We start from the raw sequence: 12689 nt of genomic DNA, 5'->3' as shown, positions 1-12689 counted from the left end.
CATCGTGTTTATATCTTAATATTTAACTTCTATTTCCTGGTATTGCCCCATTGCACCATTCGCCTTTACCACACGGATACCATATTTGTAAGTTGTATTGATCTTTAACTGCTGATCTGTAATGCTTCTTGTACCTCCCTCCACTACTTTCCACAGCGTCACCGGCTGATCTTTCTCTCCTTTGTACAACTGGTACTCAGCCGTCTTATCTGCTATCGCATTCCAGGACACTTCAATGTACCGTTCCTGCCTGTTGGCCGCAGCGTTGAAGCCTTTTACGCGGATCGATTCAGGGCTCACCGGCACCTTCACCGTTACAGGTTGCACCGGCACAGATTCCAGTCCGCTGCTGTCTTTTGCGGTGATGATGTAAGAGTAGGTGTTACCGCCAACAACGGCCGCATCAGAATAGCCATACACGCCCTTCGCCGTCATGCGACTGATAAGATCCCATTTAGTGGTTTTGTCCAATCCTACTTTCCTGTACAGCAGATGTTCCGCCACATCTTCATCACTGCTGCGTGCCCATGACAGGTACACCGTATCGTTCTTCACACTATAACCGGAGAAGATGGGAGAAGCAGGCGGCACTACGTCCGGTTTCTTTGCTTCCAGCACTGCAGAGAAGGGAGATTCGTTATACCGCTGGTCCAGCGCCTTTACTGCGTAATACACTTTACTGTTCAATGACTTTACTGCAACACTGTCTCTGAATTCGTTGTTACGCCATACGCTATCGATCACGGGCGACATTTCCTCGCCGGGATTATTCCCCCTGAAGATGGCATACCCCAAAAGATCGCTCTCCTTATTCTTCTCCCATTTCAGGCTTACAATCCCATTGCTGTCTATCGTTGCGGAAAGCCCTACGGGGGCTACCGGCGGCGTAGAATCCACCGGCTGGACCAGCACAGGGAATGAAGTGGTGGTACCACCATCCTTTGCTACGGCCGTCATGGTGAAGTAGTTGGTAGGATTCAAATGCGCATATTCCAGGGAACGCTGCTCAGGCGCAATATTGTCCATCACTACCTTATACGGTCCGCTCACAGTCGGCGCCTGGTTCAGGCGGAAACCTTTGATCAGTTTATTACCTGCTTCTTCAAATTCCCAGCTGATCGTTGCAATGCCTTTTTCGTCTACATTATTACTGCGGATGTTAGGCACATACCGCAGGAGGTGCTTTCCTTTACCGGAAGCAGGTGCTGATGGAGGCCCCAGTTCACCGAAAGGCGAGATACCTCTCACACGGTAATAACAGGTCCTTTCATTGTCAGGCAGGGAATCCATGTAGTACATGCGCGGAGAAGGCTTATCGTCTTTCTCGTTAATATTAGCCACCGGCAGATTGGTAGCACGTTCGTACGTCACACCATTATCCATTGATTTCTCCACGATCCAGGATGTATAGTAAGCCTTATAGGCATTATACTCCCAGCTCAGCATCACGCTTTTATCTCCGAATATAGCGCCTACATCACCGGGCTTCGGAAGCTCTTCATAATTGCTCATACCGATATACACATTGCCGGTATCTATTTTCAGCTTACTGGCAGGCGCCAGTGTATAGATGCGATAGAGGTATCTTTCCGTAGGCCTTGCCGTATTGTCTTCCCAACCCCAGCCGGCCATTTTAGCGGCAGCAAAACTGTTGTCGGCCGCATACAGGGAGAAGGCAAAACGTTGTTCCTGCTCGGCTGATTGTGCAATGATGCTGGCCACACTTTTATTGCCCGTGTTACCCGATACCTCGAAGGTCTTACCATATATCGCCTGTGCGATGATAGCCGCATACTGGTCTTTCTGCGCAATACCTTCCCAGGCATCCAGCGGCATAGGCTTCAGGGGCGTGGTGTTCAGCACTTTCTTTTCCGGCGCTTTCAGCACCTGCCCGTCTCTTGCCACCGTGTACCGCACCAGTTCGAAACCATATTGATTGGTGGTTTTCCAGGCAGCAGGATTATCCACCGCCCAGCGCAGCAATACGCCCGACTTACGCACGGTGGCTTTCATGTACAGGTTATTGGTTGCTTTGCGTTGTGCACTTGCAGGAGCGGAGCAGAACACTCCGGCCATCATTAACAGCGACAATATTATTTTCACTTTCTTCATTACCGGATTTTCAGAGAATTATAGTAATCAAACATCGCGTTGCTGGTCTTCGTACCATCTGGCAGTACATACTGGTATTTCACTTTATAGTTGCCATAGCGCATGAACGGGAAGGTACTATTGAGCAATACATTCGCATCACCGGCATCGCCCGTCCGCATGTATTTCAGCACAGCCCTTGTCTGCAGGTCTATATAGTCAGCCTTATAAATAAATGGCAGGTCGTAGAGGTACGGGATCCTTGTTTTATACCAGGAAGTAACACCACCAGTCGCTGCTTCTGCCAGGTAGCTTGGCATAATGAGCAGGGCTTTATCGGGCACCACACCTAAAATGTGTACGTCCCTGTTCACGATGGTGATCTCACCATTCTCCTGGTAATGCTGATATAAAAGCGGGTTGATATCACTACCGAAATAGGCGTCTTCCATAGTAGCAGTAGCGGTGACCAGCGGACTGAAACCAGTACCATTGTTACCTGTCATTTCTGCCACCTCGAAGCCTTCATAGTCACCTACATCCGCCAGGAGCCTGATCACGTCTGAAGTAACACGCTCATACAATCCATCCTTCAGTTTCAGTTTACCCATCTTCTCTGCAAATGTCTTATACACGCTGGAGCGGAAACTGTAATTCAGCAAGGACTTCGTAATATCCCCTCTTGTCACTACCTGTGCTTTGTTGTTCGCTACCTCGTAGCTGCCATCCTCACTTTCTTCTTTCTTAGGTTGGTCGTATACCGCCACGGTATCAGTGGCCGATGCATTTGGTGGTATGGCGATGATATCAAAGCGGTAAGCCGTACCCAGTGCCAGCGGCGCCTGGTTATAGCGGATCACCTGGTTGATGGAGTCGTAAGACATTTCAGCCTTCAGCGTATTACCGCCTGCACCAGCTACTCTCACTTCATACTTCCAGCGCGGATCGAAGAGGTAAGCCTGTCCTCTTCTCAGGGTGACGAAGCCCTGTGGATATTCATCCCTGTAGAAGTTTTGCTGGTTTATCACCGGGTAGGTGTATGCCAGGTTGCTGACAGGTATATAATCGGGTGCTGTACCTGTTGTGAAGCTGACTGTTTTTTCTTCCATGCATTCCTTACCATCTGCATAGTAAGTCTGCCAGTTGCCATTCACCACTTCTTCAAAGGTGATCTTCACATATGCTTTCAGCGGCCTGTTGGAAGGCAGTATCTCTTTCGAATAGAAAGAAACGATATCGCCGTTATCATTCCATTTCAATGTACCCGGTACGGCCACACCATTGTCGGTGATGGTGAAGGCAGACAAGCGGGAGCGATAGGAACGCTTACCGTTATCGTCTTCCACTTCGAACACTTTCCCCACACTCATATTGAAAGCAGCCTGCGGAGCGGTGAACACATCCACCCCGTCGCTCTTATCTGCCGGTGTTACGTCAGATATCATCTGCACATCTATAGGGCTACCGGAACCGTTCACGATCTGGCATTCTTCACCAATGGTCACTTTCATGCGCAGATTTCCTTTTACCAATCCACCGAGCACGCTGAACTTCACCGCCATATACCCGCGCATCCAGGTAGGATTAGGCAGTTTGGCCTGCATCAGTACAGCCGCAGCTCCGGAGATGATCGGGAAGCGCCCTTTAATGAAGCGGAGATTCACCTTCACACCCACTTCACCCTGCAGGTATACGTAGGCCTGGCCATTGGCGTACCAGCCATCCATACCAATTGGTTCTGTTTTACCCACACAATGCGACTCGCCGTAATCTTTCAGCATGATATCGAAACCGACGCCACATTTAAAGTTTGCATAGAGAATGAGGAAGGTGATATCGCCGGTTTCCACGGTGATATTGGCGCCGAAGGCAAAGCCTTTACCACCGCCGGTAGCGTTGAGGTCGCGCATATAATCCAGTTCACTCATTTGTACACCCAGGATGTCGGCCACTTCCTGCGGAGGAGGCGGAGATCCCGGGATGTTATCACCTGCCATCAGGTAGGCCCCTGTCTGTATCTTGATACTGCCTATACTGAATTTGAGGCCCAGCCTGTTTTCAGGCGTACCCATATAGAAATACCATTCTCCCGGTGCAATATGGATCACGGCCCATCCTGCCCGGTTGCCCGTAGCGGTGCCCGTCAGCATACCACCTGCGGCATTGACATACACATCGAAATTGGCATGGAAGGTAGAAGAGGTAAAATCGTATTGAATACCTACATAGGCAGACAGGCCGGTCTCTCCCACGCGATAATCATCTTTAGCCAGGGCCTGTCCCGCTGCGGATGGATTGGATACTTTAAGCGCCGCCAGCTTGTCTCCTACACCACCCAGGTCTTTGATGGCTTTGGCTTCCGCATCGGCCAGCTGCTGGAATTTCTTGCCCAGCCGCTCGGTGATGTTACCTACACCAGGTATTATTTTGAGAATGGTAGCATAACCATAGAAGCCCATGAAATTGATACCACCGCTGTTATTGAAAGCTACTTCAAAGGTGACCTCCCCGTTCGCCACTTTAGCGCCGACGGTAAACAGTACGGTGGCCTTGAGCCCCAGTCCTGTGTTCTCGTCCGGCACATAGTTCACGCCCGTCAGGGAAGCCTGCATATTCACACCGTCTTTCTTCATATGGTAGTAGGCACCGCCGCCAAAACCATTGATGGCAATAGGCGGTATCACCATGATGCCCAGCCCCAGGTCGGCTTTCGCCTCTACGTACCAGTAACGGAAATCCTTACTGCCGAACAATGCCCTGGCATCCACCTTCACTTTTCCATTCAGTACTTTCATCTTGATGGAACCGCCGATAGCGTCGCCATATACAGGATCATCCCGCATGATCTGCAGGGTGCCATCTATGGTCATGGCGCTGCCCAGTTCCGCGTGTATGGAGATCAGGTCCAGTTGTAGTTTCTGGAATTTCCAGGATTGATAATCGCCCTTCTCTTCAAAAGCGCCCACTACAGACACGCGGGTCTCTCCGCCGAACTTGCCCGACATGAGGTTCACTTTGACACCAAAGAACAGGGAGGCGTTCTTCTCATTTGCAGACAGGCCGATCTCTGTAATAGTAACAGGGAAGTTGCTGAACTTCGCTTCATCATTATAACCGAAGTAAGTAGCGGTGAGATAAGGCGCTTTTGTTTGCAGGTGCAGGTTAGTGAATTTGATGCCCTGGAAGCTGACGATCTTTTTCTTCGTATCGTCTGCATCGCCGGCAGTGCCTGAAGTAGTGATGCCTATCTTTCCATTCAGATTAGCCTCCGGCTCGAACTGACCGTCCGCCAGTTTCAGCTGCACCCAGGAATTGGAATCGAGATCGGCTTTGGCGCCCCATACATCGAATGATAGTTTCTTCAGCGTACCCATTTTCAACAGGTATTCATTGTCGGCCGTAATGACCGCAGAATAGAAAAATGGCGTGGAAGAAACAGGCAGCTGGATGGTGCCATCAAAACCGGCTCCTGTGAGATGGTTGGCTTCCAGGTCTAAATTGAATTTATCTACCGAAAATTTCCATCCGGAGGCCGAACCTGCCGGTAGTATATTCTGGCCGAAAATAGTGCCTGAAATGCCGTTATTATCGATCACCAGGTTCTTCGCTCCAAAGGAGACCCGTTCCTTGATATTTTTGCCTTTGCTGAACTGCCTGGGCAGAATCACCTCCAGGTCCTGGATATATACCCCTCTCCACAATTCCGGCGTACCTGCCGGCATATAGCGTTCTGCATATCCTTTCGGGTAAACGATGTCTGTACTATTCCTGATATCACTGCCATCGTACACCGCTTTTCCCACATGAAAGCCGAAGTCTTTCAGAGAAGTGATCTCAAAAGCAGGTAGTGATACACTAACAAGGATATCGTTCCAGTCCCTTACTGTGGTCTGGAAAGCAGCCTTCACCACCTTCGCCGTATCTTTTTCCCTTTCATCTTTCGCATCCAGTGGGGTGAGCAGGGAACGGGGGAACATGATATCGGCTGAAATGCTCAGCTCTTTAAAACCGGAGCAGTCCATGGTAACATAGGTCTGATCCAGGCCCTCTCCTGTCTGCATGTTCATGCCTCCTTTCAGTATGATGGCAGCACTGCCGCCATTGATGTTGATAGGAATATTCCCCAGCAGCACCAGTTTGGAATCGCCGATGATGCCACCGGTATAGGAAAGCTTCAATCCTTTGATACCAAAGAAGATCTTTTTCGGGTTCTGCGGGATCTCCAGCTTTGCATATACTGTCAGCTCAGCATAACCGGGGTGAAATATCACGCTGCTCACAGCGATCTTCACATTGGTATTCCCAACCTGCTGTTGCAAACCGATGGGCAGCTCGTTCAGATCGTCGGGCCCCAGTTCGCTGGTATAGTGATTTGATTTGTCCAGTTTTTCAAACTCTTCCTGCGCTTTCAGCTGGTAGGCATTCACGGAACTATCTGCCGGGAACAGGCTGCTGAGGTACGCTGTAGTGAACAATGATTCCGTAGCGGCGGGCAATGCGCTGCCTGCCAGCAGCTGGTCCATCTGCGGAAAGCTGCGTTGTTCGGTCATCATGATATTGTTCACCGGAAATTCTTTACCGGGGCCATGTAAGCGGGAAGAATCCGGGTCGCCGGCCCACGCCTTCGTGCTGCACCAAAGCAGCATCAACAGTAAAGAGAGCGGGTAATACTTATTCATAGGTAGCGGTAATACGTAACGTTAAAAATTGTAATTATATCCCAGCGTCACTGTCTGGTCGTTCACTGTTCCCTTCAAAGGTACCCAGCGTAATTGCTGGATAGCGCTCAGGTTCAGGTTATGTTTCTTCTGCACCCTGTACCCGGCATTGGCCCGGAGGTTCAGTACCTTTCCCTGCTGTACGCCGCTGGCGGTACTGGCATTGTAAGACACGCTGCCGCCGGCCGTCATCTTTTTGTTGAACAGGCGGCTGTTCACGGCGGCTGTCGGCCCCCAGGTGAGATAATCGTCCCTGCCAATGGTATTGTAGCTCAGGTTAAAAGCGGCGGTCACATTGAGCTGTGCGGGTATGAACATGAGCGAGTAGGCGAGATTGCCGTTATAAAAACGGGAACCATCACCTTTGTGCAGCACACCTTCCCGCAGGTCTGCCGCATCCTGTAAGCTGAAGTTCATATTCAGGTTCTGGCTTTTGCGCTTATCTGTTTTCAGGATATAGTTCACATTCAGTGTGGTATTCTGTGAGATCTGCTTAAAGTTCAGTGTATCCAGGTTCTGAATCGGCGTTGTCTGGTTGATGAGGTCAAACTGGGAACGCATATTCATATAGGTCTGGAAGTTAGAGTAGGTAAGGCTCATGTTCAGCCTGTCTCCCGGGTTGTAGTTCATGTTAATGGAGCTTACCATACGGGAGGTCTGCCCGGATTTTGTATGCGCCAGGTCATCCCGCTGGTACCCCACGTTAACGCTCACGTTGGCCTTGTTTTTCAGGAAAGGCTGTGAGAAATTCACCGTAATATTTTCGAGGTCATTATTGAAATAATATGCGCCCAGTGTCTGGTAACCGGGATCGATCCTTTCATAGCCCAGTCCGATCGTGCTTTTAAAGAAGGTATAGTTCATCCCTGCTTTAATGGCTTTATAGAACAGGGTGGATTTGTGATCGTACATGAATACGCTGCCCAGCAGGTTACCACCTTGTTCCTTCACGATATTAAAGTCTCTCTTGTCCATCTGCACGGCACTGTTGGCGTATTCAAGGCTCAGCTCCAGTCCTTTGGAGGGCCGCAGCATACCGTTGATACTGAAGGTCACATTCTTTTTAGGAGAGATATAGAGGCTATCGGGCAGCGCGGGAATAGAAGAAGGATCATCCTTGGCAGCGAAGATAGAAAACCCCAGTCCGTAATTTTCTTCGTTCAATGTCAGTTTGGTACCATAACCTATGCGTTGAAATGTGGGCAATACATTCCTGTTGGTACTGTCGTAGGCAACAGCCCGCGACAGGCGGCCGTACATGGCGCTGACGCTCCATTCATTGGTAGTGGCCACATCCACACCTATGCCCCGGAACTGTATACCGTTGAGCGTATAGGGGGAGAAGGTCATGGCGACATCTCCTATATGACCGGTAATGCCCTTGTAGGTGGGGTGTAAACTCAACCTGTTGGGCGTGGTAGGATAGGTATAATTAATACCTGCATTAGTAAGGTTGAAAGAGAACGGCAGATTCACCTGGCTATAGATATTCAGGTTCATATTTCCATTCAGGTACCAGGTAAAGGGTTGCCTGCCCGACATTTCACTTCCGTTATGGAAAATGGTACTGGCATTCAATCCACCATTCACTTTTAAAGGAGCGCCCTTACCGAACATTCCTTTCAGATTGGCAAGATCCACCTGTTGCGCGCGCAATGCCGGCGGCAACAGCAGGAGGCCCAAACAATACAATAAATATTTCATACACGTAAGGGATCTACTGTGTTACAGTAATCAGTTTGCTCTACTTCTGCACTTTAATGTCAACGATTATATATGAGGATGTACCATCAGGTACAAACGATTTAACTTTAATGGCTCCCATTCTTCCATCTGCCGTACGGAACAGTACAATACGCGGGCTGAGGGCGTTCGTAAAAGGCACTCCACCTTCAGCGCTGTTGCTGATACTCAGGCTCTTCAGGGGCGCATCATCTGTCATAGCGTCAAAGTCTGCCGCTGTGAAGGACAAGCCGCATCCGCAGGCTTCCTGGCTGTTAATATAACGGGTGTAGGTAGCGCCGGGTATACTGCCGAATGCATAGGTCGATGTTGAATCGGGCGAGATGAATTTGTTGTAACTAAAACCCTGGTTCAGGCCGAAGAATACGATATCAATGTCCTTCCCTGCAGTTGTCAGGTCGTCCCCTTTCCTGAACACTTTACGCAGGCGGGTGGCATAATAGGCCCCGATCGCCGATTGGGCGGCATTGATACCGAGCTTAACATCCCTGAGGGTGCGCAGGCCGGTGTTTGCTTTTACGTCTATGATCTTTGTGACAGTCTTTGATTCTTTTCCATTCTCAGCGGTAAGTGTTACCTGGTAAGTGCCGGGGTCTTTGAAGTAGATGGTCGTGTTAGCTGCGGTGTCATTGGCAATTGCGCCTCCGGTAGCCGTCCATTTCCTTGTCAGTAAATTTGCTGCTTTGCTCTCCAGTATGGCTGTCAGCGGGGCTTCATAATCATCATCCTCAAATGAGGGCTCCATTGTAAAATCATTCGTCAATGCGGGCTTTACTGTTATGATCTTCTCTGTTGTGAATTCCTGTCCGCCGTTCGTTACCTGTAGTATGATCTTATGCGTACCGGGTGTTGTGAACGTTACATCCGGCGGCGACTGAGCAGTAGCGCTGGCAGGCTCACCATTCTCAAATGTCCATTTATATGCGGAGGCGCCGATGGTATTATTGATAAGATGAACTGTTACCGGTGAAAAATCGTTTACCAGCACCTTTGCATCAAAGGCAATATTAACGGTGCTGTCAATATGGATCTGCTGTGTTTTTACCTGTCTTTCGTCCTCGTTCCAGGCCTCGAGGGTGATCTTGTAATCGCCTGCCCGTTTGAACACGACAGTGCCCGGATTTTCATAGTCAGACGATGCCGGGTCTCCTCCTTCAAATGTCCATTTAAAGTGGGTTGCACCGATAGTACGGTTCGTAAAACTGATATTTGCGGGAGCGGTGTATATGCTATCTTTTGCAGTGTAAATAAAATCAGTAGTAACCGGTATTCCTACTTCTTTAAAACAGGATGTCAATAATAGGCATAACCCCAATCCATAGGTTATTTTATTCATAGGTAGGGTATGGTAGTCCGTAACAAACACTCAATCATGACAAATATATCAATATAATTTCAAAGTATGGAAATTTTTTATATATCAATGAGGCTAAGGGCCTTAGCAGGTTGAGTATAGCAGGACCGCCCCACAAAAAGAAAAAAATGAGGGAAAAGTTGCTGTTCCTTGGGATCGGGTCAGTTAATGGCGCATGGATGAAAGGCCTATCGCATTTAATAAAAGCTGAGACGTATATACTATACTGGTTTCAAATAAGGTGCCAGAATGTAGTACATTTTACACACAAACCCGCTGCAGTACTGCCTGAGCACGGTGTAAAGCTATTGATATCACTGTATTTTTCTTGTTATTCCACGGCAGTAAAAATTGATCATCTATCCGCTGCAATCGTTTGCTGTAGCTATTTTGGACACATCCTCATTTCATCTATAGCTGGTACTTATGTGTAGGGCGTGCTGCTGTACCCGGTATTTACTGGTACGAAAGTGGTATAATATTAATCCGAGTGTCCCCAACATTGTTTCACTTAAAACGCACGGCATGAGAAACGGTACAACCACCACCGCAGGTATTGCCAGACAAAGGACAGGAGCAGGGATAGTAAAGCAGCCGGTGAACGGTCATAAGACCAGGGATATCGCTGTTATTGCCGGCGTGAGCGCCATTGCAGGCTCGCGTACTACACTGGCACCTGCGCTTGTTTTCCCTGAAAGCAAAGTACTTACTTTAATGGCTGCCGGAGAGACCTACCTTGACAAACTACCCGGCATAGGCGACAGGATCGAACCGGCAGGACTAATTAGCAGAAGCATTTCCGGCGCCCTTACCGGGGCCATCGTTAGCAGAAGAAGACATAAGAGTATGTGGCTGGGCGCTTTGATAGGCGCCGCTGCAGCCTGTGCAGGCGCTTATGTCACCTATTATGCCAGGAAGAAATTCGGGAAGATCACGGGCACGCCCGATCCTATTGCAGGGCTTGTAGAGGATGTAGCCATGATCTGCCTGGGCAGTATTTTACTGAATGATGACCGGATATAGACTATGTATAAACCTAAAGGCCGTCCCCCAAATGGCGGGACGGCCTTTCTTGTGTTCCTTCACGGCGTATACCGTTGCCGGATATTATCTTCTAACGGGAACGACTATCTTCTTTCATTATACACACCAAATTCTGCGATAGCAGGAGGCGCACTGAACTCGTCGATCACGATACGTACGCGTCCACCCCATACACTGTCAAAGCGGTGTATCTTCACACGGCCCTCTCCTTCACCTTTAGCCAAAGGTTTCCAGGCGCCGTTATCTTCGTACTCAAGATGATACTTTTTGATATTGCTGCCATCTTCCACAATGCTGATCATATTAAAGCGCTGCGCTTTGTCGAAGTCTATTTCATACCATGGTTGCTTTACAGTGGAATTAGACTGCCAGCTGGTGGTAAAACGATCATCATTTGCGAAGTCCATGATGTTCATATCATCGCTCCAGCTGGAATTGCTGCGCTGGAACTTGGCGATATTGGAAGAGATGATCGGCGCAATAGCCGGAGGCAATGCAGGCATAGCCCCGGTATTCTTCCAGCGTTTACCTACTTCTTCCAGGGCTTTCACAGCGTTAGGATCGATCAACCCATCCGTGTTAGGCGCTACGTTGAGGATGAAGTTACACCAGGCTTTGTTCAGCGGTATCAGGATCTCGTCTACCAGTTTTACCGGATCTTTCACAGGCGTGGTTGGGAAATTCGTTTTCCAGAACCATGCGCTGTTGATAGGCAGACAGGATAATGCAGGCAACCTGTTGGCCTCTTTGGAGATGTGCTGTCCTGCACCCTGCTCGTACGATTTGATATCTGTATAAAATAAAGCCTCTGTAGGATATTTTGCCGCGTTGAGGTCCATCACCAGGCAATTAGGCTGCAGGCTCTTAATGAGGCGGTAAACCTCTTCAAAAGGGATTTCATCATAAGAGATCCTGGACCAGGGTGCATCCCAACCATCGATGATCAGCGCAGTGATCTCCCCGTAGTTGGTCAGCAGCTCTGTCAACTGTGCCTTCACCATTTCAACATGCTTGCGCGTAATTTCGTGCGGACGCAGTTTGTGATGGGTATCCAGTATGGAATAGTACAGCATTACTTTCAGTCCTTTGGCGCGGAAAGCATTGACATATTCCCTTACCACATCTTTTTTATAGGGACTGTTCATCACGTTATAGTCCGTAGTCTTTGTATCCCAGATACAGAAACCGCTGTGATGTTTGGTGGTGAGGCAGCCGTAGCTCATGTTGGCTGCTTTGGCAGTAGCTGCCCACTGGTTACAGTCAAGTTTTGCCGGATTGAACACTGATACCGGTGTTTCGGGATCGGGCCAGTCCTGGTTGGCGAAAGTAGGAATGTTAAAATGGATAAACATGCCGAAACGCAGATCAACGAATTGCTGTTGCAGTGTAGCGAGCGGCGTGGCGGCTGGTTTTACCTGCGCTTTTAACATGGCAGGCATTAATAGTTGGATGCCCAGTAAGAGACGTAAACAAATTGTCTTCTTCATAGTGACTTTGATGCGATTTTGGATTTAGAGACCCTTGTGTCGTGGATAATGTATTTCTACACTGCTCTAAAATATAACAATCATACTATGCATTTCCCGTATGGTAATACAATATAACGAAAAGCGAATTTCCCATTAGTTGATACATTTTAACAATTTAACAGGAATATGGATGAGTATGTTGTGAAATGTGGCATGGTGTTGGATTTATGGGGGTTACAAGGAACAACAGTAAGAGTCATTAAAAACAAA

General features: G+C 48.7%; 6 protein-coding genes. 1 reads left to right on the top strand and 5 read right to left on the bottom strand.

The window, feature by feature from the left end:
* Window positions 1-15: 15 nt before the first annotated feature.
* From MYF79_RS11050 to MYF79_RS11035, 4 genes are read right to left on the bottom strand one after another with little or no spacing between them, the layout of a single operon-like run.
* Entirely contained in the window at window positions 16-2112 is a 2097-nt protein-coding gene (locus MYF79_RS11050; protein WP_247813932.1) for a fibronectin type III domain-containing protein, read from the bottom strand.
* The gene (locus MYF79_RS11045) at window positions 2112-6770 is read right to left on the bottom strand and encodes a hypothetical protein (RefSeq protein ID WP_247813931.1); all 4659 of its coding nucleotides are present in this window, start codon (window positions 6768-6770) and stop codon (window positions 2112-2114) included. The genes MYF79_RS11050 and MYF79_RS11045 overlap by 1 nt, the downstream gene beginning before the upstream one ends.
* 21 nt (window positions 6771-6791) lie before the next feature.
* Entirely contained in the window at window positions 6792-8513 is a 1722-nt protein-coding gene (locus tag MYF79_RS11040) for a hypothetical protein (protein WP_247813930.1), read from the bottom strand.
* Between the two features lie 40 nt (window positions 8514-8553).
* Window positions 8554-9888, bottom strand: coding sequence for a PKD domain-containing protein (locus tag MYF79_RS11035; protein WP_247813929.1), 1335 nt, complete (start codon window positions 9886-9888; stop codon window positions 8554-8556).
* A gap of 543 nt (window positions 9889-10431) precedes the next feature.
* On the opposite strand from MYF79_RS11035, the gene MYF79_RS11030 reads away from it, so the two are divergent.
* Window positions 10432-10929 carry a hypothetical protein gene (locus tag MYF79_RS11030; RefSeq protein WP_247813928.1) on the top strand — a complete coding sequence of 166 codons (498 nt, stop codon included), beginning with the start codon at window positions 10432-10434 and terminating at the stop codon, window positions 10927-10929.
* Window positions 10930-11033: 104 nt separating this feature from the next.
* Here MYF79_RS11030 and MYF79_RS11025 read toward each other — a convergent pair whose 3' ends face one another.
* On the bottom strand, window positions 11034-12437 hold the full coding sequence (locus MYF79_RS11025; protein ID WP_247813927.1) for an alpha-L-fucosidase: 1404 nt from the start codon (window positions 12435-12437) through the stop codon (window positions 11034-11036).
* Between the last annotated feature and the right edge of the window lie 252 nt (window positions 12438-12689).

The organism is Chitinophaga filiformis, assembly GCF_023100805.1.
GTDB lineage: Bacteria > Bacteroidota > Bacteroidia > Chitinophagales > Chitinophagaceae > Chitinophaga > Chitinophaga filiformis_B.
This window is presented reverse-complemented; position numbering and strand designations above follow the sequence as displayed.